Source organism: Janibacter sp. DB-40 (genome assembly GCF_029510815.1).
In the GTDB taxonomy this organism is placed as follows: Bacteria; Actinomycetota; Actinomycetes; order Actinomycetales; family Dermatophilaceae; genus Janibacter.
Map to the genome: position 1 here is coordinate 159,535 of NZ_CP120360.1, position 23,623 is coordinate 183,157.

Annotated in this window: 20 protein-coding genes; 14 read left to right on the forward strand and 6 right to left on the reverse strand. The window is 72.9% G+C overall.

Annotated elements, in window-relative coordinates:
* Positions 1–52: 52 nt before the first annotated feature.
* The gene (gene egtB / locus PVE36_RS00825) at positions 53–1,303 is read left to right on the forward strand and encodes an ergothioneine biosynthesis protein EgtB (RefSeq protein ID WP_277453970.1); all 1,251 of its coding nucleotides are present in this window, start codon (positions 53–55) and stop codon (positions 1,301–1,303) included.
* The gene (gene egtD, locus PVE36_RS00830) at positions 1,300–2,235 is read left to right on the forward strand and encodes an L-histidine N(alpha)-methyltransferase (protein WP_277453971.1); all 936 of its coding nucleotides are present in this window, start codon (positions 1,300–1,302) and stop codon (positions 2,233–2,235) included. The genes egtB and egtD overlap by 4 nt, the downstream gene beginning before the upstream one ends.
* Positions 2,236–2,259: 24 nt before the next feature.
* Here the strand turns inward: egtD and PVE36_RS00835 are convergent, their stop codons facing one another.
* Positions 2,260–6,009: a transglutaminase family protein gene (locus tag PVE36_RS00835; RefSeq protein WP_277453973.1), complete on the reverse strand. Its 3,750-nt coding sequence runs from the start codon at positions 6,007–6,009 to the stop codon at positions 2,260–2,262.
* A 69-nt stretch (positions 6,010–6,078) separates the two neighbouring features.
* Here PVE36_RS00835 and PVE36_RS00840 point away from each other — a divergent pair, with 69 nt between their 5' ends.
* Positions 6,079–7,251, forward strand: coding sequence for an MFS transporter (locus PVE36_RS00840; RefSeq protein WP_277453974.1), 1,173 nt, complete (start codon positions 6,079–6,081; stop codon positions 7,249–7,251).
* Between the two features lie 108 nt (positions 7,252–7,359).
* Here PVE36_RS00840 and PVE36_RS00845 read toward each other — a convergent pair whose 3' ends face one another.
* Complete coding sequence (locus PVE36_RS00845) at positions 7,360–8,022, reverse strand: VOC family protein (protein WP_277453976.1); 663 nt, start codon at positions 8,020–8,022, stop codon at positions 7,360–7,362.
* Positions 8,023–8,084: 62 nt separating this feature from the next.
* Here PVE36_RS00845 and PVE36_RS00850 point away from each other — a divergent pair, with 62 nt between their 5' ends.
* Positions 8,085–9,551 carry an HAD-IB family hydrolase gene (locus tag PVE36_RS00850; RefSeq protein ID WP_277453977.1) on the forward strand — a complete coding sequence of 489 codons (1,467 nt, stop codon included), beginning with the start codon at positions 8,085–8,087 and terminating at the stop codon, positions 9,549–9,551.
* 65 nt (positions 9,552–9,616) lie between these two features.
* On the opposite strand, the gene PVE36_RS00855 is transcribed toward PVE36_RS00850, so the two are convergent.
* Positions 9,617–10,279, reverse strand: coding sequence for an Ltp family lipoprotein (locus tag PVE36_RS00855; protein WP_277453979.1), 663 nt, complete (start codon positions 10,277–10,279; stop codon positions 9,617–9,619).
* Positions 10,280–10,418: 139 nt separating this feature from the next.
* On the opposite strand from PVE36_RS00855, the gene PVE36_RS00860 reads away from it, so the two are divergent.
* The 3 genes from PVE36_RS00860 to nagB all read left to right on the forward strand — a co-directional run bounded on the left by PVE36_RS00860 (position 10,419) and on the right by nagB (position 13,187).
* Entirely contained in the window at positions 10,419–11,678 is a 1,260-nt protein-coding gene (locus PVE36_RS00860; protein WP_277453980.1) for a histidine kinase, read from the forward strand.
* On the forward strand, positions 11,675–12,340 hold the full coding sequence (locus PVE36_RS00865) for a response regulator transcription factor (RefSeq protein WP_277453982.1): 666 nt from the start codon (positions 11,675–11,677) through the stop codon (positions 12,338–12,340). The genes PVE36_RS00860 and PVE36_RS00865 overlap by 4 nt, the downstream gene beginning before the upstream one ends.
* Positions 12,341–12,410: 70 nt before the next feature.
* Positions 12,411–13,187, forward strand: coding sequence for a glucosamine-6-phosphate deaminase (gene nagB, locus PVE36_RS00870; RefSeq protein ID WP_277453983.1), 777 nt, complete (start codon positions 12,411–12,413; stop codon positions 13,185–13,187).
* A gap of 6 nt (positions 13,188–13,193) precedes the next feature.
* On the opposite strand, the gene PVE36_RS00875 is transcribed toward nagB, so the two are convergent.
* The gene (locus tag PVE36_RS00875; RefSeq protein ID WP_277453985.1) at positions 13,194–13,910 is read right to left on the reverse strand and encodes an FCD domain-containing protein; all 717 of its coding nucleotides are present in this window, start codon (positions 13,908–13,910) and stop codon (positions 13,194–13,196) included.
* Here PVE36_RS00875 and PVE36_RS00880 point away from each other — a divergent pair.
* Both PVE36_RS00880 and PVE36_RS00885 read left to right on the forward strand, forming a co-directional pair.
* Entirely contained in the window at positions 13,909–14,073 is a 165-nt protein-coding gene (locus tag PVE36_RS00880) for a hypothetical protein (protein WP_277453986.1), read from the forward strand. The genes PVE36_RS00875 and PVE36_RS00880 overlap by 2 nt on opposite strands.
* Position 14,074: 1 nt before the next feature.
* Complete coding sequence (locus PVE36_RS00885; RefSeq protein WP_277453987.1) at positions 14,075–14,593, forward strand: gluconokinase; 519 nt, start codon at positions 14,075–14,077, stop codon at positions 14,591–14,593.
* Between the two features lie 110 nt (positions 14,594–14,703).
* On the opposite strand, the gene PVE36_RS00890 is transcribed toward PVE36_RS00885, so the two are convergent.
* Positions 14,704–15,834 (reverse strand): diacylglycerol kinase family protein, encoded by a 1,131-nt coding sequence (locus PVE36_RS00890; protein ID WP_277453988.1) that lies wholly within the window; start codon positions 15,832–15,834, stop codon positions 14,704–14,706.
* Positions 15,835–15,932: 98 nt separating this feature from the next.
* On the opposite strand from PVE36_RS00890, the gene serS reads away from it, so the two are divergent.
* Together serS and PVE36_RS00900 are read left to right on the forward strand one after the other, a co-directional pair.
* Positions 15,933–17,264: a serine--tRNA ligase gene (gene serS, locus PVE36_RS00895; protein ID WP_277453989.1), complete on the forward strand. Its 1,332-nt coding sequence runs from the start codon at positions 15,933–15,935 to the stop codon at positions 17,262–17,264.
* Between the two features lie 157 nt (positions 17,265–17,421).
* Positions 17,422–20,115, forward strand: a complete 2,694-nt coding sequence (locus PVE36_RS00900) for a LuxR C-terminal-related transcriptional regulator (RefSeq protein WP_277453990.1) — start codon at positions 17,422–17,424, stop codon at positions 20,113–20,115.
* A gap of 126 nt (positions 20,116–20,241) precedes the next feature.
* Here the strand turns inward: PVE36_RS00900 and PVE36_RS00905 are convergent, their stop codons facing one another.
* Positions 20,242–20,889 carry a DedA family protein gene (locus PVE36_RS00905; RefSeq protein WP_277453991.1) on the reverse strand — a complete coding sequence of 216 codons (648 nt, stop codon included), beginning with the start codon at positions 20,887–20,889 and terminating at the stop codon, positions 20,242–20,244.
* A gap of 93 nt (positions 20,890–20,982) precedes the next feature.
* Here PVE36_RS00905 and PVE36_RS00910 point away from each other — a divergent pair, with 93 nt between their 5' ends.
* From PVE36_RS00910 to PVE36_RS00920, 3 genes are read left to right on the forward strand one after another with little or no spacing between them, the layout of a single operon-like run.
* Positions 20,983–21,615, forward strand: a complete 633-nt coding sequence (locus PVE36_RS00910) for a TrmH family RNA methyltransferase (protein ID WP_277453992.1) — start codon at positions 20,983–20,985, stop codon at positions 21,613–21,615.
* 57 nt (positions 21,616–21,672) lie between these two features.
* On the forward strand, positions 21,673–22,293 hold the full coding sequence (locus PVE36_RS00915) for a LysE family translocator (protein WP_277453993.1): 621 nt from the start codon (positions 21,673–21,675) through the stop codon (positions 22,291–22,293).
* Between the two features lie 34 nt (positions 22,294–22,327).
* Positions 22,328–23,527, forward strand: coding sequence for an aminotransferase class I/II-fold pyridoxal phosphate-dependent enzyme (locus PVE36_RS00920; protein WP_277453995.1), 1,200 nt, complete (start codon positions 22,328–22,330; stop codon positions 23,525–23,527).
* The last annotated feature ends 96 nt before the right edge of the window (positions 23,528–23,623 follow it).

Sequence of the window (23,623 nt, forward strand, 5' to 3'; positions counted from 1 at the left end):
CACAACTCGGTGCCCGGCGGGGTTCGTCAGACCTCGTCGCATGGAGGACACGATGACCACGACATCCACCCGCCCGGACGTCACGAGGCTGCTCGCACGCTTCCGTGACGTCCGCAGCCGTACCGATCGCCTGACCCGGGACCTGAGCCCCGAGGACCAGACGCCGCAGTCGATGATGCAGGCCAGCCCGGCCAAGTGGCACCGGGCCCACACCACCTGGTTCTTCGAGGAGTTCGTCCTCGGCAGCGACCCCGGGTACCGGCCGCGCGACCCGGCCTTCCGGTACCTCTTCAACAGCTACTACGAGGCCGTCGGGGAGCGACACCCGCGAGCCGCCCGCGGCCAGGTGACCCGCCCCGGGATCGACGAGGTCGCCGCCTACCGCGAGGACGTCGAGCGGCAGGTCGCCGACCGGCTCGCCGCGGGTAGCCTCGACGACGCGGCGCTCGACCTCGTGGAGCTGGGCTGCCACCACGAGGAGCAGCACCAGGAGCTGCTGCTGATGGACCTCAAGCACCTCCTGTCCGGCAACGTCCTGCAGCCGTCCTACGTCGACCGGGCGCCCGATCTGGACCCCGGCGCCGGACCCGACCCCCTTCGCTGGACGCACCTCCCCGGAGGGCTCACCCAGGTCGGCGACGACGGCCGCGGGTTCGCCTTCGACAACGAGCGCCCCCGCCACCGGGTGTGGCTGGAGGACGTGGAGGTCGCCGGCAGGCAGGTCACCAACGCCGAGTGGATGGAGTTCATCGCCGACGGTGGCTACGGCGATCCCCAGCTGTGGCTGTCGGACGGGTGGGCGACGCTGCAGGCGACCGGCTGGGACGCCCCCGGCTACTGGCGCCGGGACGAGGACGAGGGGTGGACGACGTTCACCCTCTCGGGTCGCCGGCCCGTCGTCGCGGCCGAGCCGGTCTGCCACATCTCGTACTTCGAGGCCGACGCCTTCGCGCGGTGGGCCGGGTACCGCCTGCCCACCGAGCAGGAGTGGGAGGCCTTCGCCGCCAGCGGCGACGAGGTGCGCGGCGAGCTGCTCGACCCCGAGCGGTGCCACCCGGCGCCTGCCCGCGAGATCACGCTCGGCAACGTGTGGGAGTGGACGGCCAGCGCCTACCTGCCCTATCCCGGCTTCGAGACGGCACCCGGCGCGGTTGGCGAGTACAACGGCAAGTTCATGAACGACCAGCACGTGCTGCGCGGTGCGTGCGCCATCACGCCGCTGGAGCACCCGCGGATCACGTACCGCAACTTCTTCCCGGCGGACTCGCGCTGGGTCTTCTCCGGTCTGCGGCTCGCCCGGTGAGCCGGGAGCAGCTCGAGGCCGACTTGCGCGCCGGCCTGTGGTCGCCGCCGCCGTCGCTGCCGCCGCGGTGGTTCTACGACGAGCGCGGCAGCCGCCTCTTCGACGAGATCACCGGCCTGCCGGAGTACTACCCCACCCGGGCCGAGCACGAGATCCTGGCGCGTCGCAGCGCGGAGATCATCGAGATCACCGGTGCCAGCGCCGTCGACGAGCTCGGTGCCGGCTCCTCGACGAAGACCCGGGTCCTCCTCGATGCGCTGACCACCGGTGACCGGCAGGCGGTGTACGCACCGCTGGACATCAGCGGAGAGGTGCTCCTGGAGGCCGCCGACCGGTTGCGAGCGGAGTACCCGACGCTCACCGTCGCGCCGGCAGTGGCCGACTTCCACCACCTGCCCTCGCTCGCCGGGGAGCCGGGCAGACGTCTGCTGCTCTTCCTCGGCGGGACCATCGGCAACTTCACCGATCCCGAGCGCTCGGACTTCCTGGCGATGGTGCGCGGCGCGCTCGTCCCGGGGGACCATTTCCTCCTCGGCGCGGATCTGGTGAAGGACCCGGCTCGGTTGGTCGCCGCCTACGACGACGCCGCCGGCGTCACCGCGCAGTTCAACCTCAACCTCATCGACGTCATCAACCGGGAGGCCCCGGTCACCGGGCTGCACCGGGAGGACTTCGAGCACGTGGCGCTGTGGGACGAGGACGCGCTGCACATCGAGATGCGCCTGCGAGCGGTTCGTGACGTCGAGGCGGACTTCACCGGTATCGGCCGGCGGTGGCGGCTTGCGGAGGGGGAGCACCTGCGGACCGAGATCTCCCGCAAGTTCCACCTCGATGCGCTGCACGCCGAGTTGGCGGCCCACGGGTTGGCGACGGTCGCCGGGTGGACCGACGAGGCGGGCGACTTCTCGCTCACTCTCGCCCGCGCCACCTGAGGGCGCGGTGCGCTGGTCGAGGGGTCAGGCCGTGGGCGGGACCGGGCCCTCGGCGCTCGTCTCCACGACGTCGGCACCGGCGGCAGGAGGCATCCCGGCCCCGCCCGCACCGGCCGGCGGCCCGGCGACGTCGTCCACGGTCCCCGTGGCCCGGTCCGTCCCGGGGAAGCGGCGCAGGTCGAGGGTGACCGGGAAGTCGGTCACGGCCGGGCCCAGGCTCGCGAGCGGGTCCGGCAGCGCGGCGACGTCGACCGGTCCGGGGGTGTGCCCGCCGACGACGAAGCGCGCCGCACGGCGGGACTCGGCAGCCGCCGCGTTGACGGGGAAGGTGCTGTAGGAGATCCCTCCCGGGTGGGTCACGTGGTGGGTGAAGCCGCCGAGCGAGCGCCCGGACCACCGGTCGACGAGGTCGAAGACGAGCGGGCCGTGCACGCCGATCGTCGGGTGCAGCGCGGACGGCGGCGCCCACGCGCGGAAACGGACCCCGCCGACGAAGGCGCCGGTGCTCCCCTTCGCCCCGACCGGCCCGCCCCAGCCCTGCTCGGCGACCGGGACCATCGGGACGGGGACGCCGTTGCACGTGAGCACGTGCCGGCCCTCGACGAGGCCGACGGCGCGGACCTGGACCTTCTCCACGGAGGAGTCGACGTAGCGGGCGGTGCCGGACTGGCTGACCTCCTCACCGAGGACGTGCCACGGCTCGATCGCGCTCCGCAGCTCCAGCTCGACTCCGCCGACGACCGTGTCCCCGAGCCGCGGGAAGCGGAACTCCAGGAAGGAGTCGAACCACTCCGGGTCGAGCTGTCCCACGCCCTGCGACCCCAGGTAGCGGTTGACGTCGTCGAGGACGTCCCGCAGGTCGGCGGCGACGAAGGCCGGCAGCAGGTACCGGTCGTGCAGGCGGGTGCCCCAGTGCACGAGCGGGGCGGAGTAGGGCTCGTCCCAGAACTTCGCGACGAGGGAGCGCACGAGCAGCGCCTGCAGCAACGCCATCCGCGGGTGCGGGGGCATCTCGAAGCCGCGCATCTCGAGCAGCCCGAGGCGCCCCCGCTCGCTGCCGGGGGCGAAGAGCTTGTCGATGCAGAACTCCGCGCGGTGGGTGTTGCCGGTGACGTCGGTGAGCAGGTGCCGCAGCAGGCGGTCGACGAGCCACGGCCGGGTGTGCCGCCTGACGTGGTGGTCCTCGGTCAGCGGCTCGGTGATGTCCTGCGCGTCGTGCTCCATCGCCAGGACGTGGTCCATCTGGGCGAAGGCGATCTCGAGCTCGTAGAGCGTGTCCGAGCGGCCCTCGTCCACGCGCGGTGCCTGCGACGTCGGCCCGATGAAGCGCCCGGAGAAGAGGTAGCTCAGCGCCGGGTGGTGCTGCCAGTAGGTCACGAGCGAGCGCAGCAGGTCGGGGCGGCGCAGCAGCGGGCTGTCGGCGGGGGTGCGGCCGCCGAGGGTCAGGTGGTTGCCGCCGCCGGTGCCGGTGTGCGAGCCGTCGAGCTCGAACTTCTCGCTCGCCAGGTGGATCTGGCGGGCGTGCTCGTGCACGGACTCGGTCTGCTCCACCAGCTCGGCCCACGAGGAGGTGGGGGAGACGTTGACCTCGATGACGCCGGGGTCGGGCGTGACGGACATGGTGCGCACCCGCTCGTCACCGGGAGGGGGGTAGCCCTCGAGGACGACCGGCTGCCCGACCTCGGCCGCGGCGCCCTCGACGGCCGCGATGAGCCCGACGGCGTCCTCGAGGTCCTCGAGCGGGGGCAGGAAGACGAAGAGGTGACCGTCGCGGTGCTCCACGGCCAGCGCGGTCCGCGGCGCCTCCTCGATCGGGATCACCTGTGCGGGAGCTCGCAACTGCCCAGGCTCCTGCGCAGTGGCCGCCCCCTCACCCTGCAACTGCCTAGGCTCCTGCGCGGTGGCTGCCCCCTCACCCTGCAACTGCTTAGGCTCTTGCGAATTGAAGGCCCTGTCGCCGTGCAACTGCCTAGGCTCCTGCGAAGGGGGGTCGGCGGCGGGCAGCGCTCCGCGCGGGGCGAAGGGGGACCGCTCCGGCGTGGTCGGCCCCTCACCCCACGCGATGGAGCCGAGCGGCAGGCGCAGACCGGCCGGCGAGTCGCCGGGGACGAGGGCGAGGAAGCCGCGACGGGTCCGCCACGTCGTCGTCGCCCAGCCCTCGCCGTCGGGGGCGGGGAAGACCGGCAGCACCCACGCGGCCGGCGTGTCCGCGTCGACGGACTCGTCCACCCCGGCCACGTGGGCCGCCCGGGCCCGCTCGTCGGCCAGCTCCGGGGAGTCCGGGGTCAGGTCGCCCGCGGTGGGCCGCTCGCCCGCCGGCAGACGAGCCTCCGTGACGAGCCGCTGAAGCGGGTCCTCGACGGCCGCGGCGAGGTGCGCGACGTCGATCCCGAGCCGGCGGGAGATCGCGACGGCGAGGTCGCGGGCGGCGCCGACGGCCTCCGGCGATCCGGAGTCGAGGCGCTCCTCGCCCCACGGGTCGTCGAGGAGGTCGGGGTCGCTCCACAGCGGCTGCCCGTCGGTGCGGTCGGCGAGCATGATCTGCCAGCGGGGCAGGGGCTCACCCGGGTACCACTTGCCCTGGCCGTGGTGACGCAGCGTGCCGGGACCGGACAGCCGCCGCGCGAGCGCCATGGCCAGGGCGCGCTTCTGCTCGCCGTCGGCCGCGGTGTGCCACTGCGGGTCGGTCGTGCCCCCGGCCGCGACGAAGGTCGGCTCGCCGCCCATGGTCAGGCGGACGTCCCCCTTCGCCAGCAGGTCGTCGACCGCCTCGCCGACGGCGGTGATCCGGGACCACTGCCCGTCGTCGACCGGTTTGGTGACGCGGGGGTCCTCGGCCAGGCGGGTGACGGTGTTGGCGAAGTCGAAGTCGACGCCGACGGGGCCGGTGGCACCGCTGATCGGGGCGGCGGAGGAGGGGTGCGGGGTGCACGAGAGGGGGATGTGCCCCTCGCCGCAGAGCAGCCCGGACGTCGCGTCGAGGCCGACCCAACCCGCGCCGGGGACGTAGACCTCGGCCCACGCGTGCAGATCGGTGAAGTCCTCCTCCGGCCCGCTGGGGCCGTCGACCGCGGCCTGGTCGGTGCTCAGCTGCACGAGGTACCCGGAGACGAAGCGGGCGGCCAGCCCGAGGTGGCGCAGCGCCGCGACGAGCAGCCAGGCGCTGTCGCGGCACGAGCCGATGCCGCGGTCGAGGGTGTGGGCGGGCGTCTGCACGCCGGCCTCGAGGCGGACCGTGTAGTCGACGCTCTCGCGGATGGCGCGGTTGAGGCCGACGAGGAAGCCGACGATCGGGGTGCCGGTGCCCACGGCCGCGTCCCGGGGGGCGGTGAGCAGCGAGGGCAGCCGCTCCTCGAGCCAGGCGACGACGTCGGGGGATGTCGCGGCGTCCCCACGACCCCCTTCGTCGCCCACGGGGTGGAGGTACGGGGCGAGGTCGCCGCGCAGCTGCTCCGGGTAGGCGAAGGGGAAGGTGGCCGCCCAGTCCTCGACGAAGAAGTCGAAGGGGTTGATGACCGTCATGTCCGCGAGCAGGTCGACGGTGACCTCGAGGTGGTCGACCTTGTCCGGGAAGACGACGCGCGCCAGCCAGTTGCCGAAGGGGTCCTGCTGCCAGTTGACGAAGTGGTTCTCCGGCTCGATCCGCAGGGAGTAGCTCGGGATCGGCGTGCGCGAGTGCGGCGCCGGGCGCAGCCGGATCGTGTGCGGATAGACCTGCACGGGCTCGCTGAAGCGATAACTCGTGCGGTGCTCGAGGGCCACGCGGATGGTCACCCGCCCACTGTAGGCGCGGGTGGGGTGCCGGATGACGGGACGAGGAGCCCTGTCGGCGACAATGCGGGGATGACCGCTGTCCCGACCACGCCCGTCTGGCGCCTGCCCGGGATGCCGGTCCTGCTCGTGGCCACGGTGGCCGGCTTCAGCGGTTTCTCCGCCCTCATGCCGGTCGCGCCGCTCTGGGCCGCCCAGGGCGGCGCGGACTCGGCGGGTGTCGGGGCCGTCAACGGCGTCCTCATGCTCTTCACGGTGCTCACCCAGCCCTTCGTCCCCGTGGCGGTGCGACGGTGGGGGTGGGGCCCGGTCATGGCCGCCGGTCAGCTGCTGCTCGGCCTGCCCGCGCTGCTCCACCTCGTCGCCGACGAGCTGTCGTGGGTCCTCCTCCTCGCGGCCGTGCGCGGCCTGGGCTTCGGGGTCCTCACCGTCACCGGCAGCGCCGCGGTGGCGAATCTCGTCGACCCCCGCCGGCGCGGTCAGGCGGTGGGCGTCTACGGGCTGGCCATCGCGGCCCCGCAGGTGGTCTTCATGCCGATCGGCCCGTGGCTGGCGCAGGAGATCGGCTTCTGGCTGGTCTTCGCGGCCGGGGCGCTGCCGGTCGTCGGCGCCGTCCCCGCGTGGCTCGCCGGCCGGTCCCTCGTCGTCGAGCCCGACGACTCGCCCGTGACGCACTCGCGGGCGCAGGTCTACCGCTCGCTCGTGCGCGCGATGCTCCTGCTGCTGGGCGTCACCCTCGCCGGCGGCGCGCTCATCACCTTCTCCAGCGACCTCGCCGGTGCGGCCTGGCTCGCGACCGTGGCGCTGCTCGTGCTCACCGGCGCCGCCGCCGTGACCCGGTGGAAGATGGGCGCGCTCGCCGACATCTACGGGACCCGCCCCTTCCTGTGGCCGCTCGTGCTCGTCACGAGCACGGGGCTCGTCCTCGTCGCGGTGTCCCTCACCCGGGACGGGGCAGCGGCCGCGGTCCTGCTCCTGCTCGGCGTCCTGTGCGTCGGCATCTCCTACGGCGCGCTGCAGAACCTCACCCTGCTCCTCGCCTTCGCCTCCGTCTCCCGGCGTGACTACGGCACGGCGAGCGCGGTGTGGAACGTCGGCTTCGACGCCGGCACCGGCCTCGGCTCGGTCCTCGTCGGTGCGATCGCCGCCGGGGCGTCGCTCACGGAGGCGCTGCTCGTGGCGGCGGTGCTCTCGCTGGCCACCCTGCCCCTGGCGCTGGTGCGGGGACGCCCCGCAACTGCTTAGGCTCCTGCGCGTCCGGTCGCAACTGCTTAGGCTCCTGCGAGGTCCGGGCGCAACTGCTTAGGCTCCTGCGAGCGAAGGGGGGGAGTGCCCCCCCCCTTCGCCACGGGGTCAGTTGTGCGGCTGCCAGGTGCAGACGCACGCCCGGTTGCCGTCGGCGTCCGCGAGGACCCACCAGGCGGGGGCGTACTCGTCGGTGACGAGCCGGCCACCGGCCGCGACCACCGCGTCGACCCGCTCCTGCGCCGTGTCGTGCGGCACGTACACGTCGAGGTGGAAGGGGCCCCCTTCGCCGGGGTCATCGGTCACCTGGAACCAGATCTCCGGCATCTGGCCGTCCGGGCTCGGCAGGGAGGTGCTGTCGTGGGGGGCCGGTGCGTGACCGGTCAGGGCCGACCAGAAGTCGCGGATCCTGTCCGGGTCGGCCGTGTTGATGCCGACGGTCATCGCGGTGGGGACCTGCGGGGCGTGCTCGACCTCGCGGTCGTCCGCGAGCCGGGAGATCACGCCAGCGAGCTGGATGTCGCGCGAGGTGATCCCGCCCACGTCGTGGCTGACCATCCGCAGGCCGACCCAGCCGTAACGCAGGTCGATGTCGGGGTGGTGGTTGGCCTCGTCGGCGGCGGTGGCGATCTCGTCGACGAGCCGCAACGACTGGTCGAAGTCCTTGGTGATCAGGCGCGTGCACAGCATCCCGTTCACCTCGCGCCACCCGACGGGGGCCTGGTCGTTCACCTGCTGGCTGGTCAGGACCTGCTTGGCGTCATCGTTCATGTGACCCACGTTAGGGCGCTTTCGGGTTCACCCGCACTGGTACGGCTCGGTAGCCTCGCGGAATGACCGGCGCCGCGTTCTTCGATCTCGACCGCACCCTCCTGCCCAAGGCCTCGGGCCCGGCCCTGTCGGCCGCGATGCGGGAGACGGGTGTCGTGTCCGCGCGGCTGCCGGGGGAGGCGCTGCTCTTCGGCTACTTCAACCTCCTCGGGGAGTCCCTCGGGTCCATCGCCCTCGCCCGCCAGGCCGTGCTCGTGGCCAAGGGGCGTCCGGCCGATGCCTTCGACGAGGCCGCGCAGCTGGCGGCGGACGTGCTCGAGCCGATGGTCGGGCCCTTCGCCCACATGCTCATCGACGAGCACCACGAAGCCGGACGACCGGTCGTGCTGGCGACGACGACCCCGGAGCACCTCATCCTGCCCTTCGCCGAGCGCCTCGGCATCGACTACGTCATCGCCACCCGGTACGAGGTGGACGACACCGGCCACTTCACCGGCCGCAACGACGGCCACTTCGTGTGGTCGATGGGCAAGGTCGCCGCGGTGCGCGAGTGGGCGGCGGAGGAGGGCATCGACCTCGACGAGTCCTTCGCCTACTCGGACTCGATCTACGACGCGCCGCTGCTGAGGGCCGTCGGCAACCCCGGTGCGGTCAACCCCGACCCGCGGCTGCAGGTCCTGGCCACCGCGGCCCAGTGGCCGGTGCTGCACTTCGACGCCTCACCCGGCGTCTTCAAGGTGCCGGTCCTGGGCATGGAGCTGCAGCGCCTGGTCACGATGCTCGCCCGGCCCGAGGTCTTCCCCTACGCGAGGTTCACCGTCAGGGGCACCGAGAACGTCCCCGACACGGGACCGGCGATCCTCGTGGGCAACCACCGCTCGTACTTCGACGTCGCCGCGATGGTCGTCGCGATGGGACGTACCGGCCGGACCGCACGCTTCCTGGGCAAGAAGGAGCTCTTCGACGCCCCCGCTCTCGGTCGCTTCTTCCGCGCCGGCGGCGGGATCAGCGTCGACCGGCGGCAGGAGGACCCGGACAGTCCGGATGCCTTCGCCTCCGCCATGCGCTCGCTCGCGGGTGGGGAGCTGCTCGCGATGATGCCCGAGGGGACCATCCCGCGCGGCATCCACTTCTTCGAGCCGGGCATGTCCGGCTTCACGGGCGCGGCCCGGCTGGCCCACCTGAGCAAGGTGCCGGTCATCCCCTTCGCCATCACCGGGACGGAGAAGGTCTGGCCGCGCTCCTCCCGGGTGCCGCGCATGCTGAACCTGCTCGACCCGCCCGAGGTGACGATGACCTTCGGCGAGCCGGTGGAGCTAAAGTACCGCTCGGTCCGGCGTGACATGGAGCGGATCTTCGACGCCATCACCGGCATGCTCCCGGACGAGGTTGCCGACCCGCCCCGGCCCACGATGGCCGAGCTCGCGCTGACCTACCCGGACGGCACGGTCCCCGACGAGGACCGGTGGTTCGCGGTCGACGGGGGCGTCGACGGTGAGGCGTACGTCGAGGGGTCCGACGAGAGCTAGGTGCCGCTGGACAGCGCGAAGGGGGTGGCCGCAGCCACCCCCTTCGCCCCTCCCCCCGGAGGTCTCTACAGGCCGACCTGGTCGGCCGCGTACTCGGCCTGCTCGCGGGTGTAACCGTCGCCGGCGTCCGAGGTCAGCTGCTCGATCAGGCCGGAGCGGGAGAAGGACATGAGGTCCAGGTAGCTCTCTGCGGCCTTGACGGCCTGCTCGTTCCAGTCGACGTCGGACTCGATGTGCTCCACCGCGAACGTGGCCACGTCCTGCGGGTAGTCGTCGCCGGCAGGCGAGGACAACTGCTCGATGAGGCCCTCCTTGGAGAAGGGCATGAGCTCCAGGTAGTTCTCCGCCGCGCGGACCGCGTTCTCCTGCTCGGTGGTCATCTCACCGGCGGGTGCCTCCGCCTCGTCCTCGGTGGCCTGGCCCTCGGTGGCCTCCTCGGCGGGGGCCGGCTCCGTCTCCTCCGTCGTCGTGGTCTCCCCGGTGGCGTCCTCCGTGGTGGTCTCCTCCGAGCCCTCGGCGGCCTGCGAGGTCTCGCTGCCCGTCCCGGTCGTCGAGTCACCACCGGCCATCGTGGCCACGCCCGCGCCGCAGCAGATCACGACGACCAGCAGCGTGACCCCCAGGGCGACGGACAGGGCCTTGTGCCGGGCGAACCAGCTCTGCCTGACCGGCGGGACGGGCGGGTTGGTGGGCTGCCACTGGGGCGACTGCGGGGGCTGCTGGCTCATGGTCCGACTCCTGTGTCCTCGTTCGTTGTCACCGCAGATGCAACCGCTCGGCCGGGGTGCGCCGCCTCGACCGAACGGTTCGACCTCGATGACCGAAGGGATGAACCGGTTGTCCTCGGTGGCCCATACGATGCGGCCCATGGACCTGAGGGAGCAGGTGAAGGGGTGGGCCCGCGCCACGTGGTGGCGCTCGGTGCTGTGGAGCCTCGCCTGCCTCGCGAGCGTCACCTTCGCCGTGGACGCAGGGGAGGCCCGAGCCGATCGTGCTGCCGGCAGGTCCCCCGATGCCGTCGCCGGTGACTGGTGGGTCCTGCTCTGGGTCCTCGGCCTCGGCCTGATCATCCTGCTGTGGTGGCGCCGGCGCTGGCCGTGGCAGATCGCGATCGGCTCCTCGGTCCTGATCCTTGCGACCCCGCTCGACCCACTTGTGGCCCTGGTCGCCCTCCTACAGGTGTGGATCCGCTCCAGCTGGCGACTGGTCGCCGTGTCCACGACCTTCGTGGCCGCGGCCACCTTCGCAGCCACGTGGCGGGACACTCGCGGGATCTCGTCCGAGGGCTCCTTCTGGTGGCTCTGGTTCTCCAGCGAGGAGGGCACGGTCATGGGGGCCTTCGAGTGGTGGGCCCCGGTGATCATCACCGCCGTCGTCATGGCGGCCTTCATCGGCATCGGGTGGTTGCGCCGTGAGTTGTCACAGAGCCGGGCGAGTGGGGAGGGGCACCGGGTCGTCGCCGCCGAGCTCTCGGACGAGGTCGCCCGGCAGGCCGAGCGCGAGCGCATCGCGCGCGAGGTCCACGACGTCATCGGGCACCGGTTGTCCCTCCTGTCGATCCACGCCGGCGCCCTCGAGGCGCAGACCCGCGACCGGGACGACCGGCTGGCGGGGTCGGCCAGCCTCGTGCGCGAGTCCGCGGCACAGACCTCCGCGGACCTGCGCTCGTTGCTCGAGGTGTTGCGCCGACCCGACGACCCGGACCTCGCCGAGGCCGTCCCCGGGATCGACGCGATCCCGGCGCTCGTCGACGAGACAGTCGCCCACGGCATGCACCTCGTGGCCACCGTGATGATCGATGGCGCGTCCACGCTCGACCCGGCGCTCGGCCAGACCGCCTACCGCGTCGTCCAGGAGCTGCTGACCAACGCCCGCCGCCACGCCCCGGGCGCCGGGGTGCGTCTCGTGGTGCAGGCCCGGCCCGACCTCGGCGTGACGATCGAGGCGGCCAACCATCGCCTCGACTCCGGTCCCCTGGTCAAGGGCAACGGCCTCACCGGGCTGCACGAGCGGGTCGCCCAGGTCGGCGGCGAGGCACACGTCCACGTCGACGACCAGGGCGTGCTGCGCACGGCGGTTCGGCTGCCCTGGCGGTTCCCCGCCGCGACCGAAAGGACCGCGCCGTGACCGCCACCCCAATCCGCGTCCTCCTCGTCGACGACGACCCGCTCGTGCGCTCCGGGCTGCGCTACATGCTGGAGGCCTCGCCGGACCTGCTCGTCGTCGCCGATATCGGCTCCGGGGAGGAGGCCGTGCCGGCGATCCACGCCCACCGACCCGACGTCGTGCTCCTCGACTACCGCATGGGCGAGCTCGACGGCATCAGCACCACCCGGGAGATCCGGCGACTCGACCCGTCCCCGAAGGTGGTCCTGCTGACCACCTGGGACCTGGATGACCTGCCGCTGAAGGCGGTGCAGGCCGGCGCCAACGGCTTCCTGCTCAAGACGGCCGGCCCGGACGAGATCACCCGCGCAGTCCGGGACGCAGCCGCCGGTCACGCCCCCTTCTCCCCGCAGTCGGCGCAGCACGTCGTCACCCATGTGCGCAATGGCGACACGGGCGGACGCCGCGAGCAGGCCGCACGACTCGTTGCGACCCTCAGCGAGCGGGAGCGCGAGATCTGTGTCCGGCTCGCGGACGGCGCGACGACGGTGATGGTCGCCACCGAGCTGCACCTCGCCGAGTCGACGATCAAGACCCACCTGCGCAGTGCGGAGGCCAAGCTCGGCGTCGGCTCCCGAGCACAGCTGGCCGTGCTCGTCGAGCGGGCCGGCTTGCTCGACTGACCGGACGACGAGTCGCCCACCCGCTCGACGCCCGCTCGATCGCCTCCGCGCGCAGCGCTACGGTCACCGGGTGGAGATCATCATCGCGTCTGACCGGGAGCAGGTCGCGCGGCTGGGCGCCGACTCGGTGGCCCAGCACGTCCTGGACGACCCCGAGGCCGTGCTCGGCCTCGCGACCGGGTCCAGCCCCCTTCGCGTGTACCAGGAGCTGGGCCGGCGGGTCGCCGCCGGTCGGCTCAGCCTGCGCAGGTGCCGCGCCTTCCTCCTCGACGAGTACCTCGGTCTCCCGTCGGGTCACCCGCAGTCCTACCGCGAGGTCATCGAGCGCGACTTCGTCCGGCTCGTCGACATCGACGGGGCCAACGTGATCGGCCCCGACTGCGGCAGCGTCGATGCGAGCGCCTGCGGCCTCGCCTACGAGGAGCAGATCGCGGCGGCCGGCGGCATCGACATGCAGATCCTCGGCGTCGGCGCCAACGGTCACATCGCGTTCAACGAGCCCGGCTCGTCCTTCTCCTCCCGCACCCGCGAGACGACGCTCGCCGAGCGGACCCGGCGGGACAACGCCCGGTTCTTCGGCGACGACGTCGACGCGGTGCCGCACCGCTGCATCACCCAGGGCGTGGGCACGATCCTCGAGGCAGGGCACCTCGTGCTCATCGCCACGGGGGAGCGCAAGGCCCGGGCCGTCCGGGAACTCGTCGAGGGACCGGTCACGGAGAGGGTCCCGGTGACCGCGCTGCAGCAGCACCCGCAGGTGACCGTGCTCCTCGACGACGCCGCGGCATCGCTGCTGCAGACGCGGGAAGGTCACCGCGAGGTCATCACCGACACGCCCGGAGGCTGATGAAGGTCAGGCATCGCCCCGGGAGCCGAGGTCGTCCATCGCCTGCTGCGCCTCGGAGAGGATCAGCCGCATCGTCTCCTCCGCGAGCTCTGCCCGGCCCTCCGTGACCGCCGCAGCCACCTCGACGTGCCAGTCGATGGCCCGCTGCTCGGGGACCTCGGGCATGAGGTCGTGGTCGGTGCGGCCGCGCAGCGCCTCCTCGACGAAGGGGGCGAAGCTCACCAGCAGCGCATTGCCGGACGCCGCCAGCAGGCTGCGGTGGAACTCGATGTCGTGGGCCAGGTACCCCTGCAGGTCGCCCCGGGGCCCGGCATCGGCCATGCCCTGCGCGGCGGCCCGCAGCCGGGCCGTCTCGTCCGCGTCGGCGCGCTGGGCGGCCAACCAGGCCGCCTGGGGCTCGATGCCGCGGCGCAGCTCGCTGACCTCGCGCAGCTGGTCAAGCCGCTGGGGGCCCTCGAGGCGCCAGTGGATGATGACCGGGCTCAGCGCCTCCCAGGAGCTCTCCGGCTGGAAGGTCACGCCCACGCGGCGGCGTGAGGTGGCGACCCCGACGGACTCGAGGACCTTGACCACCTCGCGCACGACCGTGCGGGAGACGCCGTAGCGCTCCTCGATCTGCTCCATCGACATCACGTCGCCGGCGACGACGCGCCCGTGCGTGAGGTCGGCGCCGACCTTGGCCAGCACACTGTGGTGCAGCCCTCCGGCGCGCTCTGTCCCCATGGTGCGGATTCTGGCAGAGCCCGCGTCACCGGCCAACGAGCGTCCATGTCGGGCACACCACAGTGCGCTGCCGGGCGATGAGCCGTCGGACGTCATCGTCGTGGAGACCCTCATCGGTACCATCGGACCCATGCTCACCTTCCTGCTCGGCCCGGTGTCCTGACGTGACGACGCACGTCGTCGTCATGGGCGTCTCCGGCAGCGGCAAGTCGACCGTGGCCGAGGGGGTCGCCGAGCGGCTGGGCTGGACCTTCGCGGAGGCGGACGAGTTCCACCCGCAGGCCAACATCGACAAGATGACCCGCGGCATCCCGCTGGACGACGAGGACCGCGCCCCGTGGTTGCGCGACCTCGCCGCGTGGATGGCCGAGCGCGCCACGGCGGGGGAGGACACCGTCATCACCTGCTCCGCCCTCAAGCGCGCCTACCGCAACGTGCTGCGTCGGGACGTGGCCGCCCTCGAGGATGGGCACCGCGTGGTCTTCGTCCACGCGCACGGCCCCTTCGAGGTGATCGTGGACCGGATGGAGGGGCGCCGCGGACACTTCATGCCCGAGTCGCTCCTGCAGTCGCAGTTCGACGACCTCGAGGACCTCGAGCCCGACGAGGACGGATTCGTGCTCGACGTGCGCCACTCCCCGGAGGAGCTGGTCGACGAGGCGGTCGAGCGCCTCCGGAACTGACGGTACCGGGGTCCGACTCTGCAAGAGAAACCCCCGCTCTGCATGAGTAGGGGACCCTTGCGAAGCAGGGGTTTATCGGGTGACCCGAGAAACTGGAGGCGGGCAGCGACCTAGTCCGTCCCGGCGACCCGGACGATGACCGCCTGGTGGTCGACCGTCAGTCGCATGCGGGAGGCCTCACCGATGACGTCGCCATCGACCTGGACGGGGCGCGGCTCGTCGACCTCTGCCGTGTAGGTCCGGCCGGAGGTGCGGATGAGCTCGGCGGCATCCTTGCGGGAGCGGCCGATGACGCGCACGGCGACCGATCCCCACCCGAGGATCGTCTTGGGGGCCACGACGACCGCATCGAGCAGGCCGTCGTCGTACGCCGCGTCGGGGAGGAGCTGGAGGCCGCCCTGCAGCGTGCCGCAGTTGCCGAAGAGGATCGTGCGGGCGCGCACCTCCGGCTGCTCCTGCCCGTCGATGCTCCACCGCACGCGGAACCGCTTGACGAAGAGCTTGCGGCCCCCGGTGACGAAGTAGGCGGTCCAACCGACCTTGTTCTTCAGCTCCTCGCTGGTGCCGCTCATGATCTCCGCGTCGAGACCCATGCCGGCCATGACGAGGAAAGGGTGCCGGTCCACCGGCGGGCCCTCGATCGGCTCCTCCGCCTGGCCCGTGTCCTCGGTCGCCGGTTCCTCGACGGGGTCGAGCTCGAGCCATCCGACGTCGATCGACTTGTTGCGCCCGCTGCAGGCGACCCGCAGGGCCTCGGTGATGTCGGTGCCGAAGGGGATGTCGAGGTTGCGGGCCAGCAGGTTCCCGGTGCCGCGGGGCAGCAGCCCCATTGGGGTCCGCGTGCCCGCCAGGGCGACGGCCACGGCCCGGATCGTGCCGTCACCGCCGAGTGGGCAGACGACGTCCACACCTTCCTCGATGGCCACCCGCGCCTGGCCGGTCCCCGGGTCGTCGATCGTGGTCTCGATGAAGAGGGGCTCGGCCCAGTCGAGGGCACGGCTGGCCTCGGTCAGCTCCTGCCGGACGGCGGCGACGTCGTCGAACTTCGTCGGGTTGATGATGATCCCCGCACGCCGGGGTGTCCTCTTCTCCCCGCCGCGCCGGAAGCTGCTGCGCTCCGGACGGGACCGCGCGTCGCGCCCGCGACGCGTGCCCGGGCCCGTGAGCACGAGCGCGACGGCGATGCCGATGAGGATGAGGCAGAGGGCCACGGCGAGGGCCAGCAGGGTCCAGTCAGACACGGCGGTGACGTTACCGCAGGGTTGCCCCCCGGGCCGGGACGGACGGAGTGCCCACGGCGGGCGCGGACCCGGGCGCCGTCGCGGATATCCTGCGAGGCGTGATCGACCTCAAGTTCCTGCGCGACCAGCCCGACACCGTCCGAGCGAGCCAGCGTGCCCGCGGCGAGGACCCTTCCCTCGTCGACGCGGTTCTCGCCGCCGACGAGCGGCGCCGCACCGCGATCGGGGCCTTCGAGTCCGCCCGCGCGGAGCAGAAGGCCGCGAGCAAGGAGCTCGGGCCCGTCATGGGTCGACTGAACAAGCTGCGCAAGAGCGATGCCGACAGCGCCGACCTCCCCGCCCTCGAGACCGAGGCGAACTCCCTGCGGGAGAAGGGCGCTGCCATGTCCGCCCGCGTCAAGGAGCTCGAGGCCGCAGCCGATGCGGCGAAGGGAGAGCTGGACACCTCCCTTCGCGCCATCGGCAATGTCATCCAGGAGGGCGTGCCCGCCGGTGGTGAGGACGACTTCGCGCTCCTGACGGAGGTCGGGACCGCGCGCGACTTCGCGGCGGAGGGCTTCGAGCCCAGGGACCACCTCGCGCTCGGCGAGCTGCTCGGTGCGATCGACATGGAGCGCGGGGCGAAGGTCAGCGGCAGCCGCTTCTACTACCTCAAGGGCATCGGTGCGCGCCTGGAGTGGGCGCTGATGGGTCTGGCGCAGCAGATCGCGACCGAGGAGGGCTTCACCCCGCTCGTCGTGCCCAACCTCGTGCGTGCGGAGACGATGGCGGGGGCCGGCTTCCTCGACGAGCACGACGACGAGGTCTACCAGCTGCCCGCCGACGACCTGTACCTCACCGGGACCTCCGAGGTCGCGCTCGCCGGCTTCCACGCGGACGAGATCCTCGACCTGAGCGACGGGCCGCTGCGCTACGCCGCCACCTCCACCTGCTACCGCCGCGAGGCCGGCAGCTACGGCAAGGACACCCGCGGCATCTTCCGCGTCCACCAGTTCCAGAAGACCGAGATGTTCGTCTTCTGCCGCCCGGAGGACGCCGTCGCCGAGCACGAGAACCTGCTGCGCATCGAGCGCCGCGTCCTCGACGCCCTCGAGCTGCCCTACCGCGTCATCGACGTCGCCGCCGGTGACCTCGGCGGCCCGGCGTCGCGCAAGTACGACTGCGAGGCGTGGGTGCCGACCCAGGCGAAGTACCGCGAGCTGACCTCGACGAGCAACTGCACGACCTTCCAGGCGCGCCGTCTGGACATCCGCGAGCGCGACCCGCAGGGCTCGGGCACCCGCACGCTCGCCACGCTCAACGGCACCGCGATCACCAGCACCCGCCCGATCGTCGCCCTCCTGGAGAACCACCAGCAGGCCGACGGCTCCGTGCGCGTGCCGGAGGCGCTGCGCCCCTTCCTCGGCACGGACGTGATGTCACCGCGCTGACCCCGGCACGCGGTCGTGGGCGCACCCGCCAGGACCGCGAAGGGGGTCCCACCCCTCCGTATTCATCTCGCCGGGTTACGTTTGGGACACGAACGTCGATGAGGAGGGTGCATTGAACCTGGCAATGCGGCATCTTCCGTCGGGTACCAACGACCCGGTGGGTCGCACCCGCCTCATCACGTCGGTGACGGCCCGGGTCCTGGAGGGACAGGCCGTCGCCGTCCACGGTCCCCGCGGCATGGGGCGCAGCACCTTCCTCGCCGCGGTCACCGCCGGCGTCCCGCACCCGATCAGCGTGCGGCTGCAGCGCCGGGGTGTGCCCGGCCACGGGGTCTCGGTCGTCGCCGCCGCGTTCCCTCAGGCGACCCTCGACGAGCTGCCCGACCGGATGCGCTCCCTCCTGCTCGACCCCCGGACGCTGCCGGCCACCGATGCCGCGGAGCGCCTCGGCGATGCCCTCACCGAGCTGCTCACCGCCCAGGCGGCCACGGCCCCCTTCGTCCTCGTCCTCGACGACGCGCAGCACCTGGATGCGGTGAGCCTGGCGGCGCTGCGGGCCGCGGCCTCGCGCTCCCTGGGACCCGGCGCCTTTGGCGCCCTCGTGGCCGTCGGTCCGGCGGAGGTCGATCCGACGACGGGGCACCCGCGCACGGTCACGGCCCGGGAGCTGTCGCTGCTGCACGTGGACCTGCAGCCCTTCGCGGCGGCCGACACGGTCGAGCTGCTCGCCGCGCACGACGTGCCGACCGACACCGCCCTGTGGGCGCACCGCGAGTCCGGCGGCAACCCCGGCCTGGCCCGCGAGATCGCCGCGGCCGTCGACGGACTCCCTCCCGAGGAGGCGGCCCGCCAGCTGGGTGGCCTCGCGCGCGCCCGCGTCCACGGGCTGACCGAGCCGGTGCGCGCCACCCTCCAGCGGGTTGCGGCGATGCACCAGCCGACGACGGCGATACTCCAGCGCATCGGCGGCGAGACCGCCGTTGCGAGCATCCGCGCGGCCCGGGCCCTCGGCCTGCTCGTCACCGAGGACGAGTACCTACGACTCACCCCTGAGGCCCTCGGCGACGTCCTCCTGGAGTCCGTGGACAGCGACGAGCTGATCGCCCTGCACCGCGAGCTCGCCGAGCACGCCGACAGCGAGGGCCTGACCCGGTACCACCTCGCCCTCGCCGGCGACACCGGGACGACCCCCGCCGACCTCGCCGCCGCCGCGACCGGGTGCGCCTCCAGGGGCGAGCACGACCTCGCCGCCCAGCTGTACCTGCTGGCTGCGGACGCCGGGACGCCCGAGCGGGACGAGTGGCTCACCCTCAGCCTGGAGAACGCCGTCATCGGCAAGGAGACCCGGGTGCTGCACCGGGCCACCCGTGCCGCAGCGGACCTGACCGAGCCCAGCCTGTCCGTGCGCGCCAAGCTCGCTCTCGTCGAGCTCGGGGACAGCGCCCCCGACGAGATCCTCGTCGCCGCCCTGTACGAGTCCCGCGACGACCCGACGCTGCAGGCCCGCGTGCACCTGCAGCGCGCCCGCCTCCTCGCCGGCAGCAACGACCTGCGCTCCGCCATGGACACCGCCGGCCGCGCGGTCGAGCTGGCCCGGCGCGCCGGCCGCACCGACATCGAGGTCGACGCCCTGACCGTGGGGGCCGCGGTCGGCCGGACCCTCGGCGACCCGGACGCCCGCCGGCTGATGGAGGAGGCGGCGGCGCTCGCGGGTGACCCGAGGCCCGGCCAGGTGCACACCTCCGCGCGCTACATCGCGGCACGCTTCTCGCTCCACGACGACGACCTGCGCCGGGCGCGCGCGGCCTTCGTCGACATGCTCGCCGATGTCGGTCCCGACGCCGGCTACGACACCGTGCACGTGCTGCGCTCGCTCGTCGAGGTCGTCGCGCGGCAGGGCCGTGGTCGCGAGGCCCTCGAGCTCGCCGGCCGCGCCACCCGCGCGGCGACGCACTTCGACACCCCGGTGGCGACCACGTGGTTCATCGAGGAGATCGCCGAGAGCGTCGGCGGCACCTTCGAGCGCACCCGCGTCGTCAGCTCGCGCGGCGTCGACCTCGCTCGCCGCGAGCGCGACCAGCGCTACCTGCGGCGCCACCTCGCCCACCTCGGCCTCGCGCTGCTGCACCTCGACGACCTCGAGGGCGCGGTCGGGGTCTACCGGGAGCTGCGTCGCCTGGACGCCGACTCCGGGATCCGCGACCTGACCTCCGTCCGGTGGCACACCGACGCCGTGACGGCACTGGTGCTCGGCGGCGAGGTCGACGAGGCCGACGGCCTGCTCGCCGAGGTGCGCGCCGGTCTCGACGATGGGATGGGTGCCCCCGGCGTGGCCGCCGCCGCCGACCGGGCCGCCGCGGAGATCGCCGCCGCCCGCGGCGACCTGGACACCGCGCGCACGCTGGCGACGCGCTCCATCACCGCCGCGGAGGAGCACCGACTGCCCATCGAGCTGGCCCGCTCCCTCGTCACCCTGGCGCACATCGAGCGCCGCGCCCGCCGCGGTGGCCGCAGCCGCGAGGCCGCGGCCCGGGCCCGCGAGGTGCTGCGGCCGCTGCACGCGGTGCCGTGGGCGGAGTGGGTCAACGCGCGCTTCCCCGAGGGCGCCGCGCTGCACACTCTCGAGCTCGAGGAGCCGGAGGGCACCGCCGACCCGCTCGGCGACCTCACCCTCACCGAGCAGCAGGTCGCCGGGCTCGTCGCCGAGGGCGCGAGCAACCGCGAGATCGCCCAGCGCCTGCACCTGAGCGTCAAGACCGTCGAGGGCAGCCTGACCCGGATCTACCGCAAGACCGGCGTGCGCTCACGCACCCAGCTGGCCACGCTCGTCCTCGGCCACGGCCCCCGCTGACGCGGCCCGCCCCCTTCGCAGGAGCCTAAGCAGTTGCGCAAGGAGAGGCTTGGGGGTTGCAGGAGCCTAAGCAGTTGCGAAGGGTGGGCTGCAGGAGCCTAAGCAGTTGCGAAGGGTGGGGCCGGGTCAGTCCGTCTCGAGGTCGATGTCGTCGTCCGGGTCCCGGCGGCGGCGCATCGAGCGGCGGACCATCCACGCGAGGGTGGCCAGCACGGCGATGATGATCAGGGCGTAGACGACCTTGCTGATCGGGTCCATGTACTGCTCGACGAGGTGGTAGCGGCCGCCGAGCTGGTAGCCGATCGTGACGAAGAGCGAGTTCCACAGCAGCGACCCGGCGGTCGTGTACCCGAGGAAGATCGTCACCGGCATGCCGTCGATACCCGCAGGGACGGAGATGAGGCTGCGCACCCCGGGGATGAAGCGCCCGAAGAAGACCGCCTTCGGTCCGTGCCGGTCGAACCACACGTCCGCCTTGTCCACGTCAGCGACGTCCACGAGCGGCATCCTCTTCGCGATGAGGCGCAACCGGTCCAGGCCCAGGGCGGCACCGATGCCGTAGAGCAGCATCGCGCCGACGACCGAGCCGAGCGTCGCCCACAGCACGGCCTCGACCGGTGAGTACTTCCCCTGCGAGGCGGTGAAGCCCGCGAGCGGCAGCACGACCTCGCTCGGGATCGGCGGGAAGACGTTCTCGAGGAAGATGGCCAGCGCGATGCCGGGGCCCCCGATCCGTTCCATGAGGTCGAGGACCCACTCGACGATCGTGTTCATGAGGCCTTTCCGAGGCAGTGGCGTCTACGGTGGGGGCTCGTGGGCACCCCGGATGATCAGGACAAGGCTACGGGTGCTCCCTCGGCAGATCCTGTGAGCCACGGGGTGGGGCCGTGGCCGGGGGAGTGGCCGCAGGACCCGCGGCTGGACCCGGAGCTGCTGCGCGGGGGTGACCGGCGCAACGTCGAGGACCGCTACCGCTACTGGTCCCACGAGGCCATCACCGCAGACCTCGCCTCCCGGCGGCACGCCTTCCACGTCGCGATCGAGAACTGGGAGCACGACTTCAACATCGGCTCCGTCGTGCGCACCGCCAACGCGATGGGCGCCGCGGCCTTCCACATCGTCGGCAAGCGGCGGTGGAACCGGCGCGGCGCGATGGTCACCGATCGCTACCAGGTCGAGCACCACCACCCGTCCGTCGCCGACCTCGTGGAGTGGACGAGCACGGCGGGCGAAGGGGGGACCCCCCTTCGCCTCATCGGCATCGACAATGTCCCCGGCTCGGTCCCGCTCGAGACGTACGACCTGCCGCGGGAGTGCGTCCTCGTCTTCGGCCAGGAGGGGCCGGGGATCTCCCCGGAGATGCTCGCCGCGTGCGACGACGTCCTCGAGATCAGCCAGTTCGGCTCGACCCGGTCGATGAACGCCGGTGCGGCCGCGGCGATCGCCATGCACGCGTGGGTGCGGCGGCACCACTTCGGTCAGGGCGTGCGCGAGGCGTAGGCGTCCGCCGTCCGAATGGACCTGTCGGCCCCGGCTCCTCGCCCGTACCATCGACGGGTGAGCCAGTACCTGACCTTCGTCGCCTTCGCCGCGGTCGTGGCCGTCGCGCCGGGACCCGACACGCTCCTGACCCTGCGCAACTCGGTCGTCGGGGGCCGCGTCCGCGGTGCGTGGACTGCCGTGGGGATCTGTGCGGCCGGCGTCGTGCAGGGTGTGCTCGCCGCCGCGGGGCTGGGCGCGGTCGTCGCGCACGTCGAGCCCCTCTTCCAGACGATCCGCTGGGTCGGCGTCGCCTACCTGCTCTTCCTCGGGGTCACCGCCCTGCGGTCGGCCGCCGCCACCGAGGGCGCCTGGGCCGTGGGCGAGCTGAAGGGGCCGGTCGAGCGTCCGTGGCGGGCGCTCGCCACGGGCTTCCTGTGCAACATCACCAACCCCAAGGTGCTGCTGTTCAACCTCGCGGTGCTGCCGCAGTTCCTCGCCCCCGGGGCCGGGACGGGCACCTTCATCGCCTACGCCCTCACGCTGACCGCCCTGGGCGCGGTCGTGCTCTTCGCGATCGTCCTCGCCGCCCAGCTCGCCCGCGGGGCGATCCAGCGGGTCCGGGTGCGGCGTGGCATCGACGGCGGCACCGGCGCGGCGATGCTCGGCTTCGCGGGCGCGCTCGCAGCGGGCCACTGACCCGACGCCGGACGTCGACTGCCACGATCGAGCCATGAGCCCTGCACCGTCCCGTCGTTCCGAGGTCGCGCCCTTCGAGGTCATGGACGTGCTCGCCCGCGTGGCGGCCATGCGCGCCGAGGGCCGCGAGGTCATCTCGCTGTGCGCGGGCGAGCCGAGCCGGGGCGCACCGGCTGCCGTGCACGCCGCGGCCGCCCGGATCCACACCGAGCGACGGTCGCTGGGCTACACGCCCGCGCTGGGGACCGCCTCCCTTCGCTCCGCCATCGCCGGGCACTACTCCCGCTGGTACGGCCTCGACCTCGACCCGGGGGAGGTGGCGGTGACGACGGGCTCGTCCGGCGGGTTCGTCCTGGCCTTCCTCGCCGCCTTCGACCACGGCGACCGCGTCGCGCTCGCCCGCCCGGGCTACCCGGCCTACCGCAACATCCTCGCGGGGCTCGGTTGCGAGGTCGTCGACCTGCCGACCGGCCCGGTCGAGCGCTACCAGCCGACGGTCGCGCAGCTGGAGGCCGCCCACGCCGAGGCGCCCCTCGCCGGGCTGGTCCTCGCCTCGCCGGCCAACCCCACGGGAACGATGGTCGACCGCGGCGAGCTGACGGCGATCGCCGCGTGGTGCGCCGCGCACGGCGTGCGGCTGGTCAGCGACGAGATCTACCACGGCGTCACCTACGCCGACCCCGACAGCCCGGACGCGAAGGGGGTCTGCGCCCGGGAGGTCGACGAGCACGCCATCGTCGTCTCCTCCTTCAGCAAGTACTGGGGGATGACCGGGTGGCGCCTGGGCTGGCTGCTCGTGCCGCAGGACCTGCGCGCGGCGGTCGACGCGCTCGCCGGAAACATCGCGCTGTGCCCGCCGGCCGCGGCGCAGGAGGCGGCGGTCGAGGCCTTCACCGAGGAGACCTACGCCGAGTGCGAGGCGGCACTCGTCGACTTCGCCGAGGCCCGCGAGGTGTTGCTGGCCCGCGCGCCCGAGCTGGGCTGGGGGGACTCGGCACCCGCCGACGGGGCGTTCTACTACTGGGCGGACCTCGGTGAGGCCCTCGCCCCCTTCGCCGACTCGCGCGAGTACGCGACCGCCCTGCTCGAGGAGACCGGCGTCGCGCTCACGCCCGGGACCGACTTCGACCCGGTCGACGGCCGTCACTGCGTGCGCCTGTCCCTGGCCGCCGGTCCCGAGGCGATCGGCGAGGCGCTGGAGCGGATCATCACCTGGCAGCGCTCGGCCCGGTGAGCCTGCTCGAGGAGTTCCACCGGCAGATCCGGCTCGCCGGACGCGAGGACGAGACCGACCCTAGAGTTACCCGCGAGTACGACGGGCACTACTGAT